This window comes from Arsenicicoccus cauae (assembly GCF_043162025.1).
Taxonomy (GTDB): Bacteria; Actinomycetota; Actinomycetes; order Actinomycetales; family Dermatophilaceae; genus Arsenicicoccus; species Arsenicicoccus cauae.
This window is the reverse complement of sequence record NZ_CP171001.1, coordinates 3189396-3212617: the sequence shown is the minus strand read 5'-3', so window position 1 is coordinate 3212617 and position 23222 is coordinate 3189396. Positions and strand designations below refer to the sequence as shown.

The following is a 23222-nucleotide window of genomic DNA, read 5'->3' as shown; positions in this document are numbered from 1 at the left end:
ACGAGCCGACGAGCGGATCAGTCGTCGGCGCGGGTCACCCGGCCGCGGCCGGACTTCACGTCCGCGCGGCGGGCCTTGGCGGCGAGCCGGCGGCGCTGGGACCCCTTGGTGGGCTTGGTCGCTCGCCTCGGGGGCGGTGGGGGAGCCAGGGCCTGCCGTATGCCGTCCGCCAACCGCATCCGCGCCGCCTGGCGGTTCTGGCGCTGGGACCGGTGCTCGGACGCGTCGATCGTGATCACCCCGTCGACCAGGCGTGACGCCAGGGCCGCGACCACCCGGCCCCGCTGCGCCTCGGTCAGCGCGGCGGAGGTGGCGGGAGACCAGGACAGCTGCACCCGCGAGTCGGTGGTGTTGACGCCCTGACCCCCGGGGCCCGAGCTCCGCGAGAAGCGTTCGGTCAGCTCGGCCGCCGGCACCACGAGCCCGCGCGGGATGCCCGGGCCGGGAGGGACGCGGAGGTCGGCGGTCGGCATACGACCACTGTGACAGAGGCGCCCGGCTCACCAGGGTGAGCCGGGCGGGAGAGGTGCGCACGGCGGGACTCGAACCCGCACGCCGGGGCACAGGAACCTAAATCCTGCGTGTCTGCCAGTTCCACCACGTGCGCGAGCCCGGCCGACCACGCGACCGGGCAGGAGGCCCAGGCTACTCGGCGAGGCCGAGGGACCTGGACAGCGAGGCGACGTGGCCCTTGGCCTTGACGTTGTACTTGGCCAGCTCGACCCGGCCCTGCTCGTCGAGCACGATCGTGGACCGGATCACGCCCTGGATCGTCTTGCCGTAGCTCTTCTTCTCGCCGTAGGCGCCGTACGCCGTGAGGACGCCGAGGTCGGGGTCGCCGAGGAGGGGATAGGTGAGGCCCTCCTTCTCGCGGAAGCGCGCGAGCTTGTCCGGCGCGTCCTTGCTGATCCCCACCACCTCGTAGCCCGCCGCCCGCAAGGATCCGAGCGAGTCCCGGAAGTCGCAGGCCTCGGTGGTGCAGCCGGGCGTCATGGCGGCGGGGTAAAAGAAGATCACGAGCCGCCGCCCGCGGAAGTCCGCGAGGGACACCGGCGCGCCCGTGTCGTCGGGGAGGGTGAAGTCGGGGGCCTGGTCGCCGGGCTCGAGACGGGGCATGTCGGGTCCTTCCGGGCGGCTGGTCGGGATGCACCCCGAGCCTACGGGGTATGCCGGACTGCAGCCGCGCAGGCGGATGCTCCGACGTGGGGCACCTCACCTGCGTTATCGTCGACGCAGAACCCGCGTCCCGCGCATTCCCCCACGCTAGGAGAGCATCGTGACCGAGCAGCCCAACAAGTCCGTCTCCGACCTCGAGACCGACATCGCCAAGAGCCGTGAGCGTCTGGCCGCCACCATCGACGAGCTGGCCTTCCGCGCCCAGCCCAAGAACATCGTGGCCGACCAGAAGCGCCAGCTGCGCGACTCGCTCATGGCCAAGTACCACTCGTTCATGGGGACGTCCGCGAGCGCCACCACGGGGCCGAGCCGCTACTCCGCGACCACCACGACCACCCACGCCGACGCCTCCGTGGCCGACCAGGCCAAGGCCAAGGCCGAGGAGCTCAAGGCGACGGCGACGCTCAAGGCCGAGGAGCTCAAGGCCACCGCCACCGCCAAGATCGACGAGCTGAAGTCCCGGTCCGAGAGCCAGGGCCAGCACGCCGACCCGTCGTCGCAGAACTCCTTCGCGGACCTGAAGTCCCGCGCCCAGGTCAAGGCCGACCAGGCCCGGCTCAAGGTCGACGAGGCCACCCACGACGCCGACGGCGAGCTGCGCCTGGAGCGCGTCGCCACCGGGCTGGCCGCCGTGGGCGCCGTCCTGATCAGCCTGGGCGTCGCGCGCCGCAACCACGGCTGAGCCCATACGTTCCACTGTCGTGGTGACCCCGTCGCGGCGGGGTCACCTCGATTTCATGTCGGCCCGCTGACCTGGTAGGGTCTTACCTCGTTGCGCCGCTAGCTCAATGGCAGAGCAAGTGACTCTTAATCACTGGGTTCGGGGTTCGAATCCCTGGCGGCGCACCAGATCCGAAGGGCCCGGTCCAGTGGACCGGGCCCTTCGTCGTGTCCGGGGCGCCTCGCTGCTGCGCCTCGGACCTGGTCAGGGGCGGCCACCCTCGTCGCCGGCGCGGCGACGACGGGTCAGGCGGCTCAGACTCACCAGCCCCCCTGCGGCGAGGACGAGGGCCAGGCCGACCCACAGCCACGGGGAGCTGCCGCCGGGGGGCGGGGACGCCGGCGGGCTCGCAGGCTGGGCGGTCGGGCTCGTCGTCGCGGGGCTGGTCGACGTGGGGCCGGTCGACGTGGGGCTCGACGAGGCGGGCGCGCTCGTCGTCGCGGGGGACGAGGTGGGCGTGGTGGACGTGGTGGACGTGGGAGCACCGGTGGCCCCGGACGTCGCGAGCGTGAAGTGCAGCTCGCCGGCGATCCGGTGGGTGTCGGCGCTGACGACGCTGTAGACGACGCGGTAGCGGCCGTCGACCAGCCCGGCAGGGAGCCTGGCGCTGACCACGGGGCCGGCGACCGTGGCTGCCTCGGCGACCTGGCGACCCTCGGGGTCGGTGACGATGACCTTGCTGAACTGCCCCTTGACGTCCTCGTTGAAGGTCAGGGTCACCGCCGTCGGTGCGGTGCGCAGGGTGCTGCCGTCGGCGGGGTCGGCGGACACGAGGGCCGAGTGCGCGGACGCCGGCCCGGCACCGAGCAGGGCGAGCGCTGCGGTGAGGAGGATCAGCAGCGGCAGGGCGACGTGGCGGGCTGGGCTGACGTGGGTGGGCATGGTTCCTTCCGGTCTGGACCCGTCTCGCGGCCGAGTTGTTCACAGGTCGTCGCGATCCGGTCGGCGTCGTCCCCAGGCAGAGCGGGTGCGTCCCGGGGTGGTGCAGGTCCTTCCTAGCATCCTCACCAGGGCCGTCCATGGGAGGACGGCGCGGCGGCGGAGGTGAGCATGGACGGTGGTCAGGTCGTGGCGTGCGCGGCGGTGCTGGAGCAGCACGCGGCGGGCATGGGGCGGGCGGCGGAGCGGCTCGCGCAGGCGGCTGCGGTGGTGGACTGGCAGTCCCCGGCCGCCCAGGCCGCCCGGGACCGGGTCGACGACCTCGTCGTCGGTCTGCGCGCGGGGTCCGAGCAGGTGCAGGAGGCGGCGGTCGCGGTCAGAGCGCACGGTATGGCGGTCTCCGCCGCCTGGGCCGAGCTCGTCTCGACCGCGGCCGCCGTCCACGACGCCGCCGACCAGGGGGCCGAGGCGGTGCGCCGGGTGTTGCGTGACGAGCCGGTGGGCACGGGCCTGGTGGGCCTCCGGTGACCGGGGACGGGCCCCGGATCACGGGCGTCGACGGCGGCGCCGGCGGCATCAGGGTGGTCGTGGACGACGTGCAGGTGCTGGGCGTGCTGTGCCGGGGCGTGGGCGCCGATCTCGACGAGCTGGGCGTCGCGGGCGCCCTGGCAGGCGCGGGTCTCGCGGTCGACGCGACGGCGGTCCTTGCCCCGGCCACCGCGCTGGCGGCCGCCGCGGCGCTGCAGCGGTCGCTGATCGGCCCGTTCTCCCCGCTCGTCGTCGCGGGTGGCGCACGGGTCGTCGGCAACGCTCTCGTGACGGCGGCGAGCGGCTACGACCTGGCCGAGGTCGCCAACACCGCCCTGTGGGACGCCCGCGACGCGGCCGGCGTGGTCCTCGCGGTCGACGGTGTCGTCCGCGACCCCGTGGGCACGTCCCGCTCGGTGGGGGAGGCCTACCTGACGGAGGCGCTGCGGGCCGGCGAGCCGCTCTCACCTCGGGAGGCGGCCGACCGGTGGGCGTCCGAGCACGCGGGGGAGCTGGAGCACCGGATCAATGGTGCGGCTGCCCTCGCGGCTCCGGTTGTCGCGGCCGACCGTCTCGCCCAGGGCGAGGAGGTCCTGGGGGAGCACGCGCAGCTGTCGCCGGTCGCGGTGGTCGCGCACGCCGCCGCGCCGCTGTGGATCGATGGCGAGCCCGTCCTGGCGGCAGCAGGTCCCGTGTCGGTCGGCCCGGCGCCCGGGCGCACCGCCGACGTGGTGCGGGGCCTCGCCGAGACCAACGCCCGCGAGGACGGCACGATCGCGGTGCGGCGCATCACCAGCCGGCAGGACGGGACGGACCGGCAGGCGGTGCTCGTCGACGTCCCGGGCACCGACGCCTGGAGCCTGCCGGGGGAGGAGACGGACCAGGTCCGAGACCTCGGCGGCAACGTGGGCCTGATGGGTGGGGAGGCCACCGCCTACGCCCGTGGCGTCGAAGCGGCCGTGGTGGCGGCGGGCGTGCCCAAGGACGTGCCGATCGCGCTGGCGGGGCACTCGCAGGGCGGCATGGCCGCGGTGGTGGCCGCCGACCGCTTGCGCAGCCAGGGCTACCGCGTGACGCACGTGCTCGCGGTGGCGTCGCCGATCGCCAACCTGCGGCAGCCTCGCGGCGTGACCACGCTGGCGCTCGACGGCGACCGGGACCTCGTCACCAAGCTCGACGGGCGCGCCAACGGCGACCGCGCCCGGCGCGTGACGGTGCGGTTCGACAGCGGTCTTGCGGGCACGGGCCCCAACCACGACCTGCGGACCTACGCCCGGGCGGCCGACGAGGTCGACGAGCTCGCTGCCACGGACCCTTCGCTGGCTCGCGTGGTCAGCGAGATGCGTGCGGTCGGCGTGCTCACCGAGGACGGGGCAGCGGCGTCGATGGAGACCACCCACGTCCGCATCACCGCCGACCGGCGATGGTGAGCCGCGAGGGCGCGGTTCGGGCAGGCAGCCGAGAGGCCCCGGACCGTCACGGTCCGGGGCCTCTCGTCGACTGGGGTGAGTGACGGGACTTGAAGTTGTCGCTCGCAGTGCTCGGAGAGACGTGTCTGTGGACCTTTCGAGCCGACGCCGTCGTCCTCATCTCCGTCAGTATCAGTTGATCTCAGTGCTGTTCAGTCGTGAGCAGCTCCCATTGCCCCCTCCCGCCCCCTCACGGTGAGAGGTGGTCGCGGTGCCGAGACAGGTGCGCAAACGCGGTCCAATGGCCAGTCGACCCGTCGGCTGCAGCCCTGTCCGGGCGCGTCCCACACCATGGGAGCTGGCTCGCCGGATCCAAACTCCCCGCCCAGCCTCCACCTCGGGATGTGTTCATCGACCCACATCCCCGCGACCCCGGCCGGTCGTTCGGGTGCGGCACGCCGGGGGGAGCGGACTGTCCTGCCCCGGTTCCGAGCCTCTTCGTCACGTGCGGGGGGGGCGGGTTACTCGGGCCTTCGAACGACGACGCCGGCGTGGAAGAGGTTCACGAGCGTCACGGCCAGCGATACCGCGACGGTGGCCTCCTCGATGGACACGTCGCTTGGGGCCGACGGCTGCCCGCCGTGCCTGTCGTGCCAGAGCAGCCGCAGCGTGCTCACGAGCACCTCCTGGGAGGGTGCACGCGTGTGCTCTTGGACGAGGGGGAGGCGCCAGCCGCCCTGGGATTCCAGCTGTCCGAGCACCTTCCCGAGGGTGGCGGAACCGCCGCTGGCGAGACGACCGGCACGGTGGCGTCCTCGACCGCCTTGATCGCGAGCGAGTACGCGGCGCTCGGGTCGGGCGAGACGCTGTCGAGCGCCTCCCAAGACCTGGCCAGCCGTGCCCCGGCCCGGCCCGCGCGTGACATGACGGAGTCGGAGGCGGCCTGGACCCCGCTCGGGACACGCCGGACGAGGCCGGGTCTTTCGGCTCGCGACCCGACCGTCCATGCCGACTTCCCCCGGGCGAGCATGGCCTCCAGTTGCGTGGCGTTCGAAGCCCCGTGCGCGAGGAGGTAGTCGGCGACCTGAAGCGGTTGGGCCTGACGGTGCACAGAGTCCTTCACGGCGTCCAGCTGACTGCGCACGCTCGCACCGTCGAAGCTACGGACCCGTAGGTCAGGCAGGAGGATCCGCAGCGTCTGCGCCATCTCCTCGGGCGCCCTCGATCGCGAGGACTGGGATGATCCCCCTGCCGAGAGGGGCTGCCCGGCCCACGGTCAGGGCGTCCCTGATCCAACGCCAAAACGGGGCAGACAGCCAGGCCGGGACGCCGTCGTGGAGCGCGTCGTACGTGGCGACTTCCGCATCCGAATCGACCCCCAGGGGTCGCCAGGTCTCCTCGGACACATGGGCGACCCTGCCACAGCACGCGGACAATGGGGCCAAGCGGCCCGGGACAACTCCCCCACCGGCGCCTCCAACGGGGCAGCCACGCCGGGTAACCTGCGGTGCGGCACGCGAATGGCGCGAGTGCCAGAGAGCACAGGGGCGAGGAGACGCAGATGGAACCGCAGCAGGTCGTTCAGTCCATCACTATGGGGTCGCGGATCGCCGAGGATGAGCGTGACGACCTCTCGAGCTACTTCGTCGAGACCGAGAATTGGCGCAAGGTGTACCAGGGCGAGGCGGACGTAATCTTCGCGCCCAAGGGGGGTGGAAAGAGCGCCATCTACTCGATGCTGATGTCGCGTGAGGGCGACTTCTTCGACAGGGGCATCCTGCTCGCAACCGCTGAGAATCCCAGTGGTGGCACGGCATTCGCGGAGGTGGAGACCGCCCCACCCACAACCGAGCCAGAGTTCATCGGTCTGTGGAAGATCTACTTCCTGACGATCATTGCGCAGACCTTGGCGCAGTACGACCTGCGCCATGACTCCGCAAAGAAGCTCCTTGCGAAGTTGGAGGAGGCGGGCTTGCTTCCACCGAGCGCCGCGCCGCGACGTCAACTCATTCATTCCGCTATGGACTACGTGAGGCGCCTGTTCAGGCCCTCGTCGGTGGAGGCAGTCGTGTCCGTGGATGCCAACATCGGGGGCTCTTCGACTTTCCGCGGGGCGGGCCGGGTCATGCTGCGTCTCGTCGTGCTCGGGTGAGCGCGATGGTTGAGAGTATCCGGCGCTGGTAGTTGTCCAAGTTGCGGAAGCCGCAGGCGACGCGCTTGGTGTTCTTGATGATCCGGTTGAAGCCTTCGGTGCGGGCGTTGGTGACGTCCATCGTCAACGCGACGTGGATGGCCGGCCACCAGGTCTCGATCGTGGTGGCGAGCCGGGTGGTCTCGGGCATGTCCGCTCTCGCGGCGTCCCGATAGAACTCGTACAGCCGGTGCCGGATCCGGTGCTCCTCTGACTCGGCCAGGAGGAGTCGCAGGCGTTCCTTGACGCCCCAGGCTGCGCCGATCTCGTTGGTGGGGTCCTCGCCCGCGAAGGTCGCCTTGAGCCGGGCCCGCTGCTTGGCGGAGAGGTGCTCGTACCCGGTCAGGAGCAGGTGCCGGTTGACCCACACCTTCTCGGCGGTGGTGCCGCGCCGCCCGTAGCGTTCACGGGTGACCCGCTGCCGGACCTCGGTGACGACGGTGTTGGCCAGGGCCACCAGGTGCCACTTGTCGACCGCGATCTTCGCGTCGGGCAGAGCAGCCCGGATGCCGGAGGCGTAGGGCGCGCTGGTGTCGATGACGACAACCTCGATGGCGTCGCGGAACGCGGGGCTCTGCTCGGCGAGCCAGTCGCGCACGCACGCCCCAGAGCGGCCCGGCGTCAACCCGAGCATCCGGCCGGGGCTGGTGGTGTCGGCGTCGACGAAGCTGGTCAGCCACGGGTCGCTGCGCCGCCAGCCGGCGTCGGCCAGGACCCACCGCACCGACCTCGCGCGGGTCTCGTCGATCCCGAGCACGCGCACCGGCTCAGGCGTCGGTAGCCACCTGGCTGCCGCGGCCACCAGTGCCCGGTGCGCCGTCGGCCACGACACCCCATGGGAGCGGGCGACCTCATCGACCGCCCGGTTCCCCGACGCGATCTCGGTCGCGATCGCCTCGCGGAGCCGGCCGGTGAGCCGCGCCCTCGCGGGGATCGCCTCGGACTGCTGCGTGAACGAACCCGTACCGCAGAGCGGCTCGGGACAGGTCAGGCGCCGCTTGCGCCACCACAGCTCGACCACCTGCCCGCACGCGTGAAGGTCCTTCACCCGCACCAACGGTCGCTCCTTGACCCGCGCGGTGAGGACACCACACCCCGGGCAGGGCGCCCCCCGCTCCCGCAGCTCGATCACGACCCTCAGGTCGCTGCTGCTGAGCCGCTCGAGACTGGTGACGACGAACTCGTCTTCCAGCCCGAACAGCACTGACGTACTGTCGATCATGCTCGTGGCCTCGTTGCTGCTGAAGGAGTAGAGACCAACAGCATGACCGGGGCCACGAGCCCCCTCAGGTCAGGACACCCCGCTCAAAGTCGGAGAGCCACATCGGGATCACGACGGTCATCCCGAAGATCACGTTCGCGGAGCCCACGACGGAACAGCGGCAGGCGGGGGCTCTGTTTGTCGACGACCTCTTTGATCTCGCCCAAGACGCCCTGGATGAGGCCGGAACCTCGATGTGGATTCTGCTGGACCGTCTCGACATCGCGTTCGCGGATTCCCCTGCGCTGGAGGCGAATGCCCTTCGCGCCTTGTTCCGCGTGTATCGGGACTTGGAGCCACGCAACAAGGTCCACCTGAAGATCTTCCTCCGGTCGGACATCTGGGAGGCGATCACGAAGGACGGGTTTCGTGAGGCCAGCCACATCACTCGGGACCTGCGGATCGACTGGAACGAGAACACCCTTCTCCGGTTGGCGGTCCAGCGACTCCTTCGCAGCAGCGCGCTGAGGGAGCACTACGGTGTGGAACAGGAGGTGGTGCTGTCAGACATCCAACTTCAGCGTGATCTGTTCTATCGCGTCTTTCCTCGTCAAATCGACCAAGGCAGCAAGAAGCCAGCCACGCTCGACTGGTGCCTGTCGCGCACCAAGGACGGAACCGGCCAGAACGCGCCGCGCGAGCTTATCCACCTGCTCACCGAGACGCGCAACAGCCAACTCAACCGGTTCGAAACTGGCCAGGCGGCGCCTGATGGGGAGTCGGTCTTCGACCGGCAGTCCTTCAAGGACGCCTTGCCTACCGTGTCCAAAGCCCGGCTCACCCAGACCCTCTACGCGGAGCACCCGACCCTGCGGCCGTTCATCGAGGCGCTTGAGGGTCAAAAGACGCGGCAGAACGCAGTGAGCTTGTCGGCCGTGTGGGCGGTCTCCGCAACCGATGCGGCGAAGGTCGCGGAGCAGCTGGTCGTCATCGGCTTCTTCGAGCCTCGGCTCACCGACTACTGGGTGCCCTTCATGTATCGCCCCGCCTTGGAGATGGTGCAGGGCTCTGCTGAGGGTGTGTCTGCGAGCGACGACGAGTAGGTGCCGGACAGAAACGTTTGGCAGAGTGTCCGTCCCCACGGGCCCCGCGCCGGACGCCTCAGTCGGCTTCCCATTCGGGGTGCAGTGGCCTCCTGACCCATGGCTCGGCGGCGATCGGCTCGGCGAGGGCCTCGATGCTGGGCCTCTCGCCCTCCAGCTCGGCGGCCCACTTCGCGTCCGGCTCGTCCGCAGCCTGCTCCGGGTCGTTCCATAGGCGTTGACGTTGTCCATGTCGCCGCGCCCGCGCTCGTCCTGCACGCCGAGCAGCGCCCGCCACGGGTCCTCGGGCTCCAGGTGGGCGGTTCGGCCCTGGCCCGGGGAACGGGATGAACGCCCGGTTGGCGGCCTGTCGTGTCGGCGTAGTGCCCGGCGTCGTAGGCGGTCCAGGCACGACGACGGTCTCGAGCCTCTCGCCTCTGATCCTAGGAGGTCGGATCCTAGGTGCCTGACCTAGGTCCGCGACGTCGTCCCCCCAAGCGACGCGCACATTGGCGCGGCCCGCGGGCGCTGGCGCTCCAGCGCCTGCTGCTCCGCCTCCAGCGAGTCCCCGCGGGTCTGCTCGTTGCGCTTGTTGCCGCTCTCAACGTATTGCTCGCCGAGCCACCGCAGGCTCATGCCGCCCGGCTCCGGGACCTGGATCCGCTCCGGCAGCGGCGGCAGCACCAGCGCCGCCTGGATCTCGCGGGCCGTCAGGGACGCGTCGGCGTCGTACTCCTGGGCCATCGTGTCGGGGGCGGTGCTGTGCAGGATCGCGAGGATGACCTCGCGGCCGTGCTCCTTGCAGGCGTTAATGAAGGCATTCGCGTCGGCCTCGGTGCGGAAGGGCTCGTACTGCCGGCCGGTCTCGGTGCGCCAGTAGGCGCGGTGCTGGCTCCAACGTCGTTCGTACCAAATGTCGTGCTCCTGGGTGTCGTGCCTCTTCGGACACGGCGAACCGTCGCGACCCACCCTGTGGGCGCAGTCGCCCGGCGTTTGACCTGTGTCACGGTCCGGACGGTTGACAGGGCGCTGCCGGAAAGCACTGTGGCCCGTGCCCCTCCGGAAGGGGCACGGGCCACAGATACGCCCCGCACATGCGGGGAACATGGGGTGAGTGACGGGACTTGAACCCGCGGCCACCTGGACCACAACCAGGTGCTCTACCAGCTGAGCTACACCCACCATGCACCTCGACCACGGTCGCCCGCGTCGAGCAGCGCGGACCATACTACCGTGGATCTGAGGTGCTTCCGACCACGTTCGGACCACGTTCGGCCCGGGGCGGCCCGGGACGGACCGGGGCGCTCAGGCCCGAGGGGAGCCGCCGCCCCCGCCCTCGTGTTTCGCCGCGATTCCCCGCGCCTGGTCGGTCGTGGGACCGGGCTGCGGCACGAACACCGCCTCCCGGTAGTAGCGCAGCTCGGCAATCGACTCGGTGATGTCGGCCAGCGCGCGGTGCCCGCCGACCTTCTTGGGGGAGTTGAAGTAGACCCGCGGGTACCACCGCCGGGACAGCTCCTTGATCGAGGAGACGTCGACGATCCGGTAGTGCAGGTAGGACTCGAGCTCGGCCATGTCCCTGGCGAGGAAGCCGCGGTCGGTCGCGACGGTGTTGCCCCCGAGCGGGGCCTTGCCGGGCTCGGGGACCCACTCGCGCACGTAGTCCAGGACGCGGGTCTGCGCCTCCGCCATCGTCACCCCGGAGTCCAGCTCGGCGAGCAGCCCGCTCGTCGTGTGCATCTCGCGCACGAAGTCGTTCATCTGGTCCAGGGCCGCCTGCTCCGGGCGGATGATCACGTCGACACCGTCGCCGAGCTGGTTGAGCTCGAAGTCCGTGACCAGCGCGGCCACCTCGATGAGCGCGTCGTGCTCGAGCGACAGCCCGGTCATCTCGCAGTCGATCCAGACGATCCGGTCGGTCAGGGCCTTGTCGGTGCCAGCGCTAGTCACCCGCCCCACTGTAGCCACCTCACCCGGACGGCTAGCCTGCAGGCATGAGTCGGTCGCCCGGGGGACCCCCGCTGTCCATGGCCGCAGCCGTCCCCCCTCGCCGGGCGACGCTGCGCCGCTGGCTCATGGTGGGTCTGCTCATGATCGGCTTCGGGCTGTGCTCGCTCGTGCTCCTCGGCGCGGTCGGCATCTCCACCGGCGTCGGCGCCGGGCTGCTCGGACTCGTCTTCGCCGCCCTCCCCGTCGGGGTGGTGGTGCCGGCGTTCCTGTGGATCGACCGGCTCGAGAGCGAGCCGCGCCGGATGCTGGTGCTGGCCTTCGCGTGGGGTGCGGTGGTCGCCACGGCCGTGGCGCTGGTCGCCAACACCGGCACGATGGCGATCATCGCCGGTGCCACGGGGACCGACCCGACCTCGCTGGGCGCCGTCGTCGTGGCGCCGGTGGTCGAGGAGAGCGCCAAGGGGCTGGGCGTGCTGGTCATCCTGTGGCTGCAGCGCCGCGAGTTCGACGGCGTGGTCGATGGCCTCGTCTACGCCGGCCTGGTCGCGGGCGGCTTCGCGTTCGGCGAGAACATCCTCTACCTCGGCCGCGCCTTCAACGAGGCGGGAGGCGCCGGCCTCGTCGCGACGTTCGTCCTGCGAGGCGTCGTCGGCCCGTTCGCGCACCCGATCTTCACGTGCTGCACGGGGGTGGGGATCGGGGTCGCGGTCTACCGCAGGCGCGGCCCCCTGCGCCTGGTCGCGCCGGTGGTCGGGTGGGCCGTCGCGGTGGCGCTGCACGCCGCCTGGAACCTCTCCGCCGTGGCCGGCCTCGAGGGCTTCCTCACGGGTTATGTCCTCCTGCAGGTGCCCTTCTTCGCGGCGTTCGTGGCCCTGGCCGTGTGGGCCCGGCGCCGGGAGGCACGGATCATCTCTATCGAGCTGACGCGCTACGCCAGGGCCGGGTGGTTGGCCCCGACGGAGGTCGCCATGCTCTCCTCCGTTCCGGCGCGGCGCCAGGCCCGGGAGTGGGCGCGCGGCATCGGGGGCCGCCGCAGCCAGGCGGCCATGGACCGGTTCCAGGACGCGGCCAGCGACCTCGCGATGCTGCGGCACCGCATGGAGCTCGGCGACGTCGACGACGGCGTGCTCGCACTGGAACGTCACCTGCTGGCCACCATGATGGAGTGTCGGTCGCGGTTCGTCGGCTCGCGTGCCCTGTAAGGTCTGGGCCGTCGGTCCGCGTCGCGGTCAGGGAGCAGAGCAGGGACGTCATACGTGGCAACGGCACAGCTGATCGGCGGCAGCACGCCGCCCGAGCGCACCCTGGTCGACCTCCTCGACGAGGTCGTCTGCACCCACCCCGACGCACCGGCCCTCGACGACGGCACGACTGTCCTGTCGTATGCCGAGCTGCGCACCGCCGCCTCGCGGCTCGCCGACCGGCTGCGCGACGAGGGAGTGCGCCGCGGCGACAAGGTCGGGGTGCGCGTCCCGTCGGGCACCTGCGACCTCTACGTCGCGATCGTGGCGATCCTGCTCGCCGGGGCGGCCTACGTCCCGGTCGACGCCGATGACCCGATCGAGCGGGCCGAGCTCGTCTTCTCCGAGGCGGGGGCGGTCGCGGTGGTCGGCGCGGGCCTGCGGCTGCAGCTGCTCGACCTCGAGGCCGACCGGCCCGCCGACCAGCGCGGACGTCCCACGCCGGACGACGACGCGTGGGTGATCTTCACCTCCGGGTCCACCGGCACCCCCAAGGGCGTGGCGGTGACCCACCGCAGCGCGGCGGCCTTCGTCGACGCGGAGGGACGCATGTTCCTCCAGGACGCACCCCAGGGCCCGGGCGACCGGGTCCTCGCCGGCCTGTCCGTCGCCTTCGACGCCAGCTGCGAGGAGATGTGGCTCGCGTGGGGCCACGGCGCCTGCCTCGTGCCCGCACCGCGTGCCCTCGTCCGCACGGGCATGGACCTCGGCCCCTGGCTCGTCGAGCGCGGGATCACCATCGTCTCGACGGTCCCGACGCTCGCGGCGCTGTGGCCCGCCGCGAGCCTGGACGCCGTGCGGCTGCTCATCTTCGGCGGCGAGGCCTGCCCGCCCGAGCTGGCCGAGCGGCTGGTGCGCCCCGGCCGTGAGGTGTGGAACACCTACGGTCCCACCGAGGCCACGGTCGTCGCGTGCGGTGCGCGGATGACCGGCGAGGGTGCCGTCTCGATCGGCCTGCCCCTCGACGGCTGGCAGCTCGCGATCGTCAGGGACGGCGAGCTGGTCGCCGAGGGCGAGGTCGGCGAGCTGATCATCGGCGGCGTCGGCCTGGCCCGCTACCTCGACCCGGCCAAGGACGCCGAGAAGTACGCCCCCCTGCCCCTGCTCGGCTGGGACCGCGCCTACCGCTCGGGCGACCTCGTCCGCTACGAGCCCGACGGCCTGATCTTCATGGGGCGCGCCGACGAGCAGGTCAAGCTCGGGGGCCGCCGCATCGAGCTCGGCGAGGTCGACGCGGCCCTGCAGGCGCTGCCCGAGGTGGCCGGCGCCGCCGCCGCGGTCCGCACCACCGACGCGGGCAACCAGATCCTCGTCGGCTACGTCGTGCCGAACGACCCCGACGGCTTCGACCGCGCCCAGGCCCGCAGCGAGCTCGCGAGCGTCCTGCCCGCCGCGCTGGTGCCCCTCATCGCCGTCGTCGACACCCTCCCCACCAAGACCTCCGGCAAGGTCGACCGGGACGCCCTGCCCTGGCCGCTGCCCGACCTCGCGCCGAGCGCCCCGGGCGGCACGAGCGAGCTGACCGGCACCACGGCCTGGCTCGCCGAGCAGTGGTCCTCGGTGCTCGGCTCACCCGTGACCAGCCCGGACGACGACTTCTTCGGCCTCGGCGGGTCCAGCCTCACCACCGCTCAGCTGGTCTCGGTCCTGCGCTCGACCCACCCCGAGATGACGGTCGCCGACGCCTACGCCCACCCGCGCCTCGCGGACCAGGCGTCCTACCTCGACGTCATGGCGGCGCGCCTGCGCGCCGACGACACCCCACCGCGCACCGTGACCCCCGTGCCCCGGCGGGCCCAGCTCGTGCAGCTGCTTCTCGGCATACCCCTGTCGACGGTCACGGGGCTGCAGTGGCTGGTGGGGGTCGCCGCCGCCAACTCCGTCGCCGCCCTGGTCTGGGACATCCCCTGGGCGCCCGCCGCCCCGTGGTGGGCGATCCTGCTCGGCTGGTTCCTGCTGCTGACGCCCGTCGGGCGGATGGGCATCACGGTCGTCGGGGCCCGCCTGCTCCTGCGCGGAGTCCGCCCCGGCAGCTACCCCCGCGGCGGCTCGGTGCACCTGCGCCTGTGGGCCGCCGAGCGGCTGGCCGAGGCCGTCGGGGCGGTGACCATGGCCGGCGCGCCGTGGATCGTCTACTACGCCCGCGCCCTCGGCGCCAAGATCGGCCGCGACGCCGACCTGCACACCCTGCCTCCCATCACCGGCCTCCTGTCGCTCGGTCGCGGTGCCTCGATCGAGCCCGAGGTCGATCTCGCCGGGCACTGGCTCGACGGTGACGTCCTGCACGTCGGGCACGTCACGGTGCGCCCTGGCGCGGTCGTCGGAGGCCGTTCCACCCTCGGGCCCGGCGCAGTCGTGGGCCGCGACGCGGAGGTGCTGCCCGGGTCCTATGTCACCGGGGTCGTGCCCGACGGCGAGCTGTGGGCGGGCTCGCCCGCCACCAAGGTCGGCCGGGCGCGCCCGACCTGGCCCACCGAGCGCCCGGCCCAGTCGCGTGCCTGGCTGACGGCGTATGCCGTGAGCTCGGTCCTGCTCGGACTCGTCCCCACCCTCGCCGTCGTCCCGGCCGCCGCGCTGGTGCTCTGGGCCGTCCACGACGCGCCGACGCTGTCCGAGGCCCTGGTGCGGGCCCTCGTGTGGACGCCACCGGCCACCGTGGTCGCGATGCTCGCCCTCATGCTGCTGACGCTGGTCTGCGTGCGGCTGCTCGGGCTCGGTCTGCGGCCGGGCTACCACCCCGTCCGGTCCCGCATCGGCTGGCAGGTGTGGGCCACCGAGCGCCTCCTCGACAGCGCGCGCACCCAGCTGTTCCCCATCTACGCCAGCCTGTTCACCCCGGTGTGGCTGCGGCTGCTGGGTGCCCGCGTCGGCAAGAACGTCGAGGCCTCCACCGTCCTGCTGCTGCCCGCGATGACCCGGGTGGGGGAGGGCGCCTTCCTGGCCGACGACACGATGATCGCGTCCTACGAGCTCGGCGGCGGCTGGGTGCACATCGAGCGGGCCAAGGTCGGCAAGCGGGCCTTCCTCGGCAACTCGGGCATGGCCGCGCCGGGGCGCAGCGTCCCCAAGAACGGCCTGGTCGCCGTCCTCTCCGCCGCTCCCGCCAAGTCCAAGTCGGGCTCGTCGTGGCTGGGGAGCCCGCCGGTGCGCCTGCAGCGGCAGGCCACCGACCACGACCTGTCGCGGACCTACCACCCCACGCGGCGCCTCAAGGTCGCCCGCGCCCTGGTGGAGCTGTGCCGCGTGGTCCCCGTCATGTGCACCGTGGCCCTCGCGGTGCTCGTGGTCGCCGCCCTGGAGCTGCTGTGGGCGCAGGCCGGGTGGTGGGTGGCGGCCCTGCTCGCGGGTGTCGTCCTGCTGCTCACCGGGGTGCTGGCCGGTGCGATCACCGTGGCGGTCAAATGGCTGCTGGTCGGCCGGCTCCGCGTCGTGGAGCACCCCCTGTGGAGCACCTTCGTGTGGCGCAACGAGGTCGTCGACACGTTCGTCGAGATGGTGGCGGCGCCGTGGCTCGCGTGGGCGGCCACCGGCACACCGGTCCTCAACGTCTGGCTGCGCGCCCTGGGGGCCCGGATCGGGCACGGCGTCTGGTGCGAGAGCTACTGGCTGCCCGAGGCCGACCTGGTCACTCTGCGAGACGGGGTGAGCGTCAACCGCGGATGTGTCCTGCAGACCCACCTCTTCCATGATCGGATCATGCAGATGGACACCGTCACCCTCGAGGCCGGCGCCACGATGGGCCCGCACGGCGTGATCCTGCCGGCGGCCGGGCTCGGGGAGGCCACGACCGTCGGGCCCGCGTCCCTCGTGCTGCGCGGGGAGCAGGTGCCCGCCGGCACCCGCTGGATCGGCAACCCGGTCGCGCCCTGGACGGGGTCGGCATGAGGCCCCCGGCACTGCCGAGACCCCGCACCGCCGTCGGGATCGAGCCCGACCCCTACGTCCCGGCGCACGGCGACACGAGCTACACCGTCGCCCACTACGACCTGGAGCTGGACTACCGGGTGGCGAGCAACCGCCTGGCCGGTCGGGCGCGCATCCACGTGCGGCCCACCCGCCGCATCGACCGGCTGGCCCTGGACCTCGCCGCCCCGCTCGCCGTGGCCAAGGTGCTGGTCGACGGCAAGCGCGTCCGCTACGCCCACCGCGGCGGTCGGCTGACCGTCACGCTCCCCGCGCAGGTCGCCGTCGGCGCGGCCCCCGTGGTCGAGGTGCAGTGGTCGGGCAACCCCCGCCCCAGCCGCGGCCCCTGGGGCGAGGTCGGCTGGGAGGAGCTCACCGAGGGCGTGCTCGTCGCCGGGCAGCCAGACGGGGCGCCGACCTGGTTCCCCTGCAACGACCACCCCGGCATCACCTCGACCTACGCGACGACGGTGACGTGCGACTCGCCATACACCGTCGTCACCAACGGGGTGCTGGTGCAGCGGGTCGTGCGGGGCTCGCGGACCACCTGGTCCTACGAGCAGCGCGAGCCCATGGCGCCCTACCTCGCCAGCGTGCAGATCGGTGCCTACACCGCGGTGCGCATCGCCGACGCCCCCGACATCCCGCAGACGGTGTACGTGCCGCGCCGGCTGCAGGCCCAGGCCCTGCACGACTTCGGCCGGCAGCCGCAGATGATGGCGGTCTTCACCGAGCTGTTCGGGCCCTACCCCTTCCCGGCCTACGACGTCGTCGTGACGGACGACCCGCTCGAGATCCCGCTGGAGTCGCAGGGCTTCTCGACGTTCGGCGCCAACCACTGCACCGGGCGTCGGTCCGACGAGCGGCTCGTCGCGCATGAGCTCGCGCACCAGTGGTTCGGCAACGCCGTGGGTGTCGCGACCTGGCAGCACATCTGGCTCAACGAGGGCTTCGCCTGCTATGCCGAGTGGCTGTGGGCGCCGCACGGGGGCGGTCAGTCCACCGACGCCCAGGCCCGTCGCTGGCACGCCTCGGTCAAGCGCCGCCCGCAGGACCTGGTCCTCGCCGACCCCGGTGCGCCCGACATGTTCGACGACCGCGTCTACAAGCGCGGCGCCCTCACTCTGCACGCGCTGCGGCTCACGGTGGGGGACAAGGTCTTTCGTGAGCTGATCCAGTCCTGGGTGGCCGAGCACCTGCACTCCGTGGTCACCACCGACATGTTCGTGGCCCACGCCGAGCGGTATGGCGGAGCGACCGCCCGATCGCTGCTCAAGGCCTGGCTCGAGCAGCCGACCCTGCCCGAGCTGCCCCGCCGCTGAGCCCGCTCTGCCCTGGCCAGGTGTGCACGCGCGGCGCGTCCGGGGGCCGAGGAGCTAGTCGACGCGCAGGAGCTCGTCGCCGTCGAGCTGGGTGACGTCGATCGCAGCGACCCGGTCGTCGACGTCGTGCAGGGCCACGGCCGCGGCATACGAGCCTGCCACCCGCAGGTCCGCGAGATGCACCGCGGGCGAGGGGGACTCGGGCCAGGCGAGCAGGGCCGGGTCCTCGGTGGGAGGCGTCACGCGGACGGTCGTGGGGTCGATGGTCATGCCGTGGCCGGTGGCCTTGAGGGCGGCCTCCTTGCGCACCCACCAGGTCGCCAGCGCCCAGTCGGCGTCGCGCTCGGGCACCTCGGCGAGCTCCTCGACCTCGACCGGGTGCAGCGACACGGCGGCGAATCCCTCGAAGCCGCAAGCGGACTCGACCTCGATGTCGACGCCCACAGGCGCGGTGGGGGACAGCGCCACCACGACGAGGTCGCCGGCGTGACCGAGGCTGACGTGCTGGTCCAGGTCCGGCGCCGCCACCTTGCCGTGCTCGGCGGACCCGCAGGTGGGGCAACGACGTTCGAGCACGACGTCGAGCGCGTCGAGGCCGCAGCGAGAGGCCAGCGCGAGGCGCAGGAGGGCGTGCGAGGCGACCAGCCGGGCCCGGTCGGCGGGCCGGTGCAGGCCGTCCAGCCGACGCAGCTCGTCGTCGTCGAGCAGCCCGCGCAGCGCGGGTGTGTCGACCACGTGGGCCAGGTGGACCTCGACGTCCCCGGTGATCATGGCGACATCGTCCCACCGCAGGTCACGAGGTGCAGGCAGCGGCGCGACCGGCCACTAGACTGGCGGGCCGGCCCCCATAGCTCAACGGATAGAGCATCGGCCTTCTAATCCGACGGTTGCAGGTTCGAGTCCTGCTGGGGGCACCAAAGTTCTCATAATCGAACCCCGACCTAAAAGATCATGGTCGGGGTTCGTCGTGTTCAGGGTCATGCGGGCCTGGAAGTCCTGGTCGAACAGAGTGGCGGCCGGTTCGAGCAGGTCAGCGCCGCTGACGCTCGGGCCGTCTTCGGTGCCGTCGACGTAGATCTTGGCGAACATGAACTGATTGGCTCGGCGGCGTACGAGTGGTCCGGCCAGCTGGTAGGCCTCCCCGATGTGCTCCAGCAGGCCGAGGGTGCGCACGAGGTTCTGCTCGATGTGCTCGTACACGACGACCGAGGTCTCCAGGATCCGCTCGGCCTGTCGTAGGTCCTTGGCGATACGCGCCTGCTCCTCCCGGGCCAGGTCGTCCGGGATCGAGCCGGTGACGACGCCGCGGGTGAGGCGGCGGCGCTCTTCGGTGAGCTGGTCGACCCGGTCCCGGGCTCGTCGGATCTCGGGCATGGCCCGCTCGTTCTGCCGGTCGAGTTCGACCTTAGCCCCTGCTTCACGATCTCCGCGATCTCGGGTTCCAGCCGCACCGTCCGCCAGTACCGCTCGACGGCGGCATCGGTGGCATCGACGTCGAGGTAGGGCTGCGGGCAGCGCCCGCCCTGGTGTCGGCCAAGGCACATGAAGTAGGGGTACTTCCCCTTGGCCAGGGTGAACGAGAGCCGGCGGCCGCACTGCCCGCAGAACAGCGAGCCCTTGAGGTAGTGCTGGTGGACCCGCTGCTTCTCACCTGAGCTGTCGTGCGCCTTGAGCACCTCCTGCACCCGCTCGTAGGTATCCACCGTGATGAGCGGCTGGTGTCGCCCGGGGTACTCGACCCCGTTGAACGTCACGTAACCGAGGTAGTAGCGGTTCTGCAGCAGCCTGCAGACGTACGACAGGGCCAACGGCTTGCCGCGCTTCGCGCCCCGCGACGACTGGATGCCTCGCTCCGCCAACTCCTCGGCAATCATGCGGATCGTCCACTCCCCGGTGGCGTAAGCCTCGTAGGCCCACTGGATGTGCGGGGCCTTGTCCGGATCGACCACCACCACGCGGATCTCGCGGCCCTCGATGCGTTGCCGGGTGTTGAGGTACCCAATGGGAGCCTTGCCGGGCGTGCCGCCGGTCTTGGCCTTCTGGGTCATGCCCTTGAGCGCTTCGGTGCCGAGGTTGCGGCTGTAGAACTCCGCGATGCCCGCCATGATGGCGTGCAGGAGCTGCCCGGCCGGGCTCTCGTCGACGTTCTCCTTCACCGACACGAGCTGTGCGCCGCAGGCTTGCAGCTCGAACATCGTGTTCGCGTCGTCGCGGCCGTTGCGGGCCAGCCGGTCGATCTTGTCGAGGATGACGTAGTCGACGTCCCGCATCGTGCGGATGCGCTGCATCATGAGCTGGAACTGCGGTCGGTCGGTCGTCTTGGCCGACTCGGGACTGCTTGCCCACCAGTGCGGCGAGCGTCTGCCGGAGTGACTCAACGGTCAGCCGCCACTCGTGCTCCAAGTAGTGCCTCTGCGCGTCAGCGAAGTACTGCATAGCCTCGGCGTATGTCGATGAAGAGTTGGCATCGACGGCGTCCAGTTCGACAAGCATGATCCGCCGGTACTGCATGTGCTCCAGGATTGCGATCCACTCGCTCCGCTTCGCCTCGTGTTCTATTCGGGCGCTCCAGAACGCTTCCGGCACACCGTCAACCATCCAGTGGCCGGCGAAGTCGAACGCCAGGTTCACGCCACCAGTGCGATGGTTCTCGATCGCCTGAAGCTGGGTGTAGCTCAGATCGACAGTCAGCGTGACCTCCCTCGTCCGAGCAATGATCAGAACCTGTGGATGGCTCTCGGCGAGGTGACGTAGAGGAGACGTACCTCCCGAGCAAGATCGAAGCCCATGCTCAAGTTCGGATCGTGGTCGGCGTTGACGCGCCGGCTCGGGAAGGTACGTCCATGTTCAAGATAGTCCACGAGGAGAACGGGTCCCAGGAGCACGTCCCGGCGGCCGTCGGTGGGTCGTTGCTCGACGAGCTCGCCCGCGACGGTGCGCGGCAGATGCTCGCGGCGGCGCTTCTGGCCGAGGTTGCCGCCTACGTCGAGGCACACCAGCACGAGGTCGATGAGGACGGGCACCGGCTGGTGGTCCGCAACGGCTTCCACGACCCGCGGGAGGTCGCGACCGCGGCTGGGGCGGTGCCGGTGCGTGCGCCGCGGGTCAACGACAAGCGCATCGACGAGGCCACCGGGGAGCGGAAGCGGTTCTCCTCGGCGATCCTGCCCGCATGGGCGAGGAAGTCCCCAGGCGTGGCCGAGGTGCTCCCGCTGCTCTACTTGCACGGCCTGTCCTCCGGCGACTTCGTGCCCGCGCTGGAGCAGTTCCTCGGCTCCGCCGCAGGCCTGTCTGCGGCCACCATCACCCGCCTCACCGTCCAGTGGCAAGACGACGCCAAGGCGTTCGGCAACCGGTCGCTCGCCGAGAGCGACTACGTCTACCTGTGGGTCGACGGCATCCACCTCAAGGTCCGCCTCGAGCAGGACAAGGTGTGTCTGCTGGTGATGATCGGCGTCCGCCTCGACGGCGCCAAGGAGCTCGTCGCCCTGTCCGATGGATTCCGCGAGTCCTCGGAGTCGTGGGCCGACCTACTCCGCGACTGCAAGCGCCGCGGGATGCGCGCACCGGTGCTGGCCGTCGGGGACGGTGCATTGGGGTTCTGGAAGGCGCTGCGCGAGGTGTTCCCCGACACCAAGGAGCAGCGCTGCTGGTGGCACAAGCTCGGCAACGTTCTCGCCGCCCTGCCGAAGTCGGCGCACCCCGGGGCGAAGGCCGCCCTGGCGGAGATCTACAACGCCGAGGACAAGGACCACGCGCGGGCCGCAGCCAAGGCGTTCGCGGCCAACTACGGCGCGAAGTGGCCCAAGGCCGTCGCGAAGGTCGTCGACGACCTCGACGTCCTACTCGCCTTCTTCGACTTCCCCGCCGAGCACTGGATCCACCTACGAACGACGAACCCGATCGAGTCGACCTTCGCCACCGTCCGGCTCCGGCAGCGGGTCACCAAGGGCCCCGGCTCCCGCGCCGCCGGCATCGCCATGGCGTTCAAGCTCATCGAGTCCGCCCAGGCCCGCTGGCGCGCCGTCAACGCACCCCACCTCGTTGCGCTCGTCCGTGCCGGCGCGGAGTTCAGCAACGGCAAGCTCGTCGAACGACCCGACGAATCAGGAGGTCACGCTCACGCCGCCTGACACATCAATCCACAGGTCTTGACTATTCCTCCCCTCGTCCCACCGCGCTCGGGCAGCGTCAGCGGCTGGATCTGGGTGCGCATCTCGCCGACGTACCCGCTGCCTCGGCCGATGCCCTGCGCGTAGGCGCTGCCACCGAGCCAGAGGGGTCGGTTGTCTGCGACTGCCTTGCGGCTTGCCACTTCCACGGTGACTTGAAGCTGGGCGAGGCCGACGCCTGCGCTTCCTCCCAGACGTTTGAACGCCAGCCGGGCTGCCGAGTTCTCGTTGCCCAGCTGCAGCCACGCTTCCGTCATCAGGCTCTCCTCGTGTTCCGCCCGGCCGCTGCTCGCGCCACCGCGTCAGCAGCCTCTCAAGTCGTGAACGTAGCCGGTCCATCCGACGGCCAGCCTTGATCACTCCACTCCACCGCGCAGCAGGACCTCGGGACTCAGGAACGTCGAGATGTCGGAGGTCGGAGTGCACGGCTCCACCAGTCGGGCCGCCATCGCTTCCTCTGACAGCTCCCGCACCGGCGGCGGGACGTAGTCCGGGTCCTCCCAGCCGCAGTGCCGGCAGACGCCCCCGCCGACGGCGTACGACTGGCAGCCCTCGCAGCGGGTGGGCGAGTGGGCCAGGCGGAGCATCGCCGCCGTGAACAGCTCAAGCAGGAACTCCACCTGCTTGAGCCCGACCTCTGCTCCATCCGCATTGCGTTCTTGGCGTGCGTCAGCCAGTTGACGTACTCCCACGTCTCGACCGACAGCTTCTTGAGGTACGAGCGCAGCCGCGCCGAGGGTTCGCCCGCCGCCAGTGCGTTGGCGAGCAGGTCTGTCCAACCCTTGAAGTCCGAACCCTTTGGCGGGGCCTTGCCCTCCGGCACGAGGTCGTCCGACCGGACCTCACCGACGAACGACACCAGACACTCCCGCAGCCGCAGCCGACGGACTGGAGGTTCTCCGCCTCGTCGCCGCTGTCATACGCCTCGAAGGCCTGCTCCCAGCGCCGCCACGAGCCTGGCAGCAGCACGGCCACGCCCGGTGCCACCGGGACCTCACGCTCCTGGGCGTACTGCACCCGCAGCGTCAGACCGACGTGGAACGTCAGCACGACGTCCCGGCTCTTGAAGTCGCCCTGGTCGTAGAGGTTCGTCGGGTTCGTGACTACCCACCAGCGAGTCTTGGCGCAGTGCACATCCCAGATGTCGTGTCGCACCGGACCAACCAGCTCCGACGCCGCCTTCTCCAAGTGGACGACGTCCTCGTGCGCCTGGTCCTCGACGTAGGCCCGAACGGCATCCTTCTCCTGCTTGGTGGCGCGCACGCCGTCACACTCGTCCGCGCCGGGCGTTGCTGGACCGACCTGGCCCCAAGCAGGGCGCCGGAGCGCTGCGTAGATCCTTCAAGCTCACCGTCCCAGACTCGCACGGCTCACCGACAGTTCGAGTGACCGTTGACCCTTGGTTGCAGCGTCAGCGGTGTGTCGGCGCAGCGATGTAGCGTGATCC

At 71.2% G+C, this 23222-nt stretch carries 22 protein-coding genes and 4 tRNA genes; 12 read left to right on the top strand and 14 right to left on the bottom strand.

Annotated features, from left to right (window positions below):
* Positions 1-17 precede the first annotated feature (17 nt).
* From arfB to bcp, 3 genes are all read right to left on the bottom strand, one after another.
* A complete protein-coding gene (arfB, locus tag ACF3NS_RS14940) occupies positions 18-473 on the bottom strand; it encodes an alternative ribosome rescue aminoacyl-tRNA hydrolase ArfB (RefSeq protein ID WP_392467050.1) in 456 nt (151 codons plus the stop codon).
* 54 nt (positions 474-527) lie between these two features.
* A tRNA-Leu gene (locus ACF3NS_RS14935) sits at positions 528-607 on the bottom strand.
* Between the two features lie 38 nt (positions 608-645).
* Positions 646-1116, bottom strand: a complete 471-nt coding sequence (gene bcp, locus ACF3NS_RS14930) for a thioredoxin-dependent thiol peroxidase (protein WP_288799613.1) — start codon at positions 1114-1116, stop codon at positions 646-648.
* A gap of 160 nt (positions 1117-1276) precedes the next feature.
* On the opposite strand from bcp, the gene ACF3NS_RS14925 reads away from it, so the two are divergent.
* Both ACF3NS_RS14925 and ACF3NS_RS14920 read left to right on the top strand, forming a co-directional pair.
* A complete protein-coding gene (locus ACF3NS_RS14925; RefSeq protein ID WP_288799615.1) occupies positions 1277-1858 on the top strand; it encodes a DUF3618 domain-containing protein in 582 nt (193 codons plus the stop codon).
* Between the two features lie 92 nt (positions 1859-1950).
* Positions 1951-2025: transfer RNA gene (locus tag ACF3NS_RS14920), tRNA-Lys, on the top strand.
* Between the two features lie 76 nt (positions 2026-2101).
* Here the strand turns inward: ACF3NS_RS14920 and ACF3NS_RS14915 are convergent.
* Positions 2102-2779: a copper resistance protein CopC gene (locus ACF3NS_RS14915; protein WP_392467048.1), complete on the bottom strand. Its 678-nt coding sequence runs from the start codon at positions 2777-2779 to the stop codon at positions 2102-2104.
* A gap of 168 nt (positions 2780-2947) precedes the next feature.
* Here ACF3NS_RS14915 and ACF3NS_RS14910 point away from each other — a divergent pair, with 168 nt between their 5' ends.
* Complete coding sequence (locus tag ACF3NS_RS14910; protein WP_392467046.1) at positions 2948-3304, top strand: hypothetical protein; 357 nt, start codon at positions 2948-2950, stop codon at positions 3302-3304.
* Complete coding sequence (locus ACF3NS_RS14905; RefSeq protein WP_392467045.1) at positions 3301-4734, top strand: thioesterase domain-containing protein; 1434 nt, start codon at positions 3301-3303, stop codon at positions 4732-4734. The genes ACF3NS_RS14910 and ACF3NS_RS14905 overlap by 4 nt, the downstream gene beginning before the upstream one ends.
* A gap of 500 nt (positions 4735-5234) precedes the next feature.
* Here ACF3NS_RS14905 and ACF3NS_RS14900 read toward each other — a convergent pair whose 3' ends face one another.
* On the bottom strand, positions 5235-5390 hold the full coding sequence (locus ACF3NS_RS14900; RefSeq protein ID WP_392467043.1) for a hypothetical protein: 156 nt from the start codon (positions 5388-5390) through the stop codon (positions 5235-5237).
* 884 nt (positions 5391-6274) lie between these two features.
* Here ACF3NS_RS14900 and ACF3NS_RS14895 point away from each other — a divergent pair.
* On the top strand, positions 6275-6865 hold the full coding sequence (locus tag ACF3NS_RS14895; protein ID WP_392467040.1) for a hypothetical protein: 591 nt from the start codon (positions 6275-6277) through the stop codon (positions 6863-6865).
* Here the strand turns inward: ACF3NS_RS14895 and ACF3NS_RS14890 are convergent.
* On the bottom strand, positions 6837-8126 hold the full coding sequence (locus ACF3NS_RS14890) for an ISL3 family transposase (protein ID WP_289032526.1): 1290 nt from the start codon (positions 8124-8126) through the stop codon (positions 6837-6839). The two genes, ACF3NS_RS14895 and ACF3NS_RS14890, sit on opposite strands and share 29 nt — an antisense overlap.
* Positions 8127-8227: 101 nt before the next feature.
* Here ACF3NS_RS14890 and ACF3NS_RS14885 point away from each other — a divergent pair, with 101 nt between their 5' ends.
* Complete coding sequence (locus ACF3NS_RS14885; protein ID WP_392469139.1) at positions 8228-9208, top strand: P-loop ATPase, Sll1717 family; 981 nt, start codon at positions 8228-8230, stop codon at positions 9206-9208.
* Between the two features lie 450 nt (positions 9209-9658).
* Here the strand turns inward: ACF3NS_RS14885 and ACF3NS_RS14880 are convergent, their stop codons facing one another.
* The 3 genes from ACF3NS_RS14880 to orn form a co-directional block, all read right to left on the bottom strand.
* Positions 9659-10156: a hypothetical protein gene (locus tag ACF3NS_RS14880; RefSeq protein WP_392467038.1), complete on the bottom strand. Its 498-nt coding sequence runs from the start codon at positions 10154-10156 to the stop codon at positions 9659-9661.
* Positions 10157-10293: 137 nt separating this feature from the next.
* A tRNA-His gene (locus tag ACF3NS_RS14875) sits at positions 10294-10369 on the bottom strand.
* Positions 10370-10492: 123 nt separating this feature from the next.
* Positions 10493-11137 carry an oligoribonuclease gene (gene orn / locus ACF3NS_RS14870; RefSeq protein ID WP_019287747.1) on the bottom strand — a complete coding sequence of 215 codons (645 nt, stop codon included), beginning with the start codon at positions 11135-11137 and terminating at the stop codon, positions 10493-10495.
* A 44-nt stretch (positions 11138-11181) separates the two neighbouring features.
* On the opposite strand from orn, the gene ACF3NS_RS14865 reads away from it, so the two are divergent.
* Genes ACF3NS_RS14865 through ACF3NS_RS14855 form a run of 3 tightly spaced genes read left to right on the top strand, consistent with a single transcriptional unit; the run spans position 11182 to position 17603 of the window.
* Positions 11182-12339, top strand: a complete 1158-nt coding sequence (locus ACF3NS_RS14865) for a PrsW family intramembrane metalloprotease (RefSeq protein WP_392467036.1) — start codon at positions 11182-11184, stop codon at positions 12337-12339.
* Between the two features lie 54 nt (positions 12340-12393).
* Positions 12394-16263, top strand: coding sequence for a Pls/PosA family non-ribosomal peptide synthetase (locus ACF3NS_RS14860; protein WP_392467034.1), 3870 nt, complete (start codon positions 12394-12396; stop codon positions 16261-16263).
* Positions 16260-17603 carry a M1 family metallopeptidase gene (locus ACF3NS_RS14855; protein WP_392467032.1) on the top strand — a complete coding sequence of 448 codons (1344 nt, stop codon included), beginning with the start codon at positions 16260-16262 and terminating at the stop codon, positions 17601-17603. Before ACF3NS_RS14860 ends, ACF3NS_RS14855 begins: the two co-directional genes overlap by 4 nt.
* A 54-nt stretch (positions 17604-17657) precedes the next feature.
* On the opposite strand, the gene ACF3NS_RS14850 is transcribed toward ACF3NS_RS14855, so the two are convergent.
* Positions 17658-18374, bottom strand: a complete 717-nt coding sequence (locus ACF3NS_RS14850) for a 4'-phosphopantetheinyl transferase family protein (RefSeq protein ID WP_392467031.1) — start codon at positions 18372-18374, stop codon at positions 17658-17660.
* A 70-nt stretch (positions 18375-18444) separates the two neighbouring features.
* Between ACF3NS_RS14850 and ACF3NS_RS14845 the strand changes: the two genes are divergently transcribed.
* A tRNA-Arg gene (locus ACF3NS_RS14845) sits at positions 18445-18520 on the top strand.
* Between the two features lie 60 nt (positions 18521-18580).
* Here the strand turns inward: ACF3NS_RS14845 and ACF3NS_RS14840 are convergent.
* Positions 18581-19981 carry a recombinase family protein gene (locus ACF3NS_RS14840; RefSeq protein ID WP_392467028.1) on the bottom strand — a complete coding sequence of 467 codons (1401 nt, stop codon included), beginning with the start codon at positions 19979-19981 and terminating at the stop codon, positions 18581-18583.
* Between the two features lie 172 nt (positions 19982-20153).
* On the opposite strand from ACF3NS_RS14840, the gene ACF3NS_RS14835 reads away from it, so the two are divergent.
* Together ACF3NS_RS14835 and ACF3NS_RS14830 are read left to right on the top strand one after the other, a co-directional pair.
* The gene (locus ACF3NS_RS14835; RefSeq protein WP_392467026.1) at positions 20154-20357 is read left to right on the top strand and encodes a hypothetical protein; all 204 of its coding nucleotides are present in this window, start codon (positions 20154-20156) and stop codon (positions 20355-20357) included.
* Between the two features lie 89 nt (positions 20358-20446).
* Positions 20447-21736 (top strand): IS256 family transposase, encoded by a 1290-nt coding sequence (locus tag ACF3NS_RS14830; RefSeq protein WP_154592268.1) that lies wholly within the window; start codon positions 20447-20449, stop codon positions 21734-21736.
* Here ACF3NS_RS14830 and ACF3NS_RS14825 read toward each other — a convergent pair.
* The 3 genes from ACF3NS_RS14825 to ACF3NS_RS14815 form a co-directional block, all read right to left on the bottom strand.
* The gene (locus tag ACF3NS_RS14825; protein WP_392467023.1) at positions 21724-22032 is read right to left on the bottom strand and encodes a hypothetical protein; all 309 of its coding nucleotides are present in this window, start codon (positions 22030-22032) and stop codon (positions 21724-21726) included. The genes ACF3NS_RS14830 and ACF3NS_RS14825 overlap by 13 nt on opposite strands.
* 99 nt (positions 22033-22131) lie before the next feature.
* Positions 22132-22395 (bottom strand): hypothetical protein, encoded by a 264-nt coding sequence (locus tag ACF3NS_RS14820; protein ID WP_392467021.1) that lies wholly within the window; start codon positions 22393-22395, stop codon positions 22132-22134.
* Positions 22396-22444: 49 nt separating this feature from the next.
* Positions 22445-23038 carry a hypothetical protein gene (locus ACF3NS_RS14815; protein WP_392467018.1) on the bottom strand — a complete coding sequence of 198 codons (594 nt, stop codon included), beginning with the start codon at positions 23036-23038 and terminating at the stop codon, positions 22445-22447.
* Between the last annotated feature and the right edge of the window lie 184 nt (positions 23039-23222).

Bases quoted from the DNA above. Each gene is read 5' to 3' on its own strand.
- arfB (WP_392467050.1), bottom strand. From the start codon at position 473: ATGCCGACCGCCGACCTCCGCGTCCCTCCCGGCCCGGGCATCCCGCGC.
- bcp (WP_288799613.1), bottom strand. From the start codon at position 1,116: ATGCCCCGTCTCGAGCCCGGCGACCAGGCCCCCGACTTCACCCTCCCC.
- ACF3NS_RS14915 (WP_392467048.1), bottom strand. From the start codon at position 2,779: ATGCCCACCCACGTCAGCCCAGCCCGCCACGTCGCCCTGCCGCTGCTG.
- ACF3NS_RS14910 (WP_392467046.1), top strand. From the start codon at position 2,948: ATGGACGGTGGTCAGGTCGTGGCGTGCGCGGCGGTGCTGGAGCAGCAC.
- ACF3NS_RS14895 (WP_392467040.1), top strand. From the start codon at position 6,275: ATGGAACCGCAGCAGGTCGTTCAGTCCATCACTATGGGGTCGCGGATC.
- ACF3NS_RS14890 (WP_289032526.1), bottom strand. From the start codon at position 8,126: ATGATCGACAGTACGTCAGTGCTGTTCGGGCTGGAAGACGAGTTCGTC.
- ACF3NS_RS14865 (WP_392467036.1), top strand. From the start codon at position 11,182: ATGAGTCGGTCGCCCGGGGGACCCCCGCTGTCCATGGCCGCAGCCGTC.
- ACF3NS_RS14855 (WP_392467032.1), top strand. From the start codon at position 16,260: ATGAGGCCCCCGGCACTGCCGAGACCCCGCACCGCCGTCGGGATCGAG.
- ACF3NS_RS14850 (WP_392467031.1), bottom strand. From the start codon at position 18,374: ATGATCACCGGGGACGTCGAGGTCCACCTGGCCCACGTGGTCGACACA.
- ACF3NS_RS14830 (WP_154592268.1), top strand. From the start codon at position 20,447: ATGTTCAAGATAGTCCACGAGGAGAACGGGTCCCAGGAGCACGTCCCG.
- ACF3NS_RS14825 (WP_392467023.1), bottom strand. From the start codon at position 22,032: ATGACGGAAGCGTGGCTGCAGCTGGGCAACGAGAACTCGGCAGCCCGG.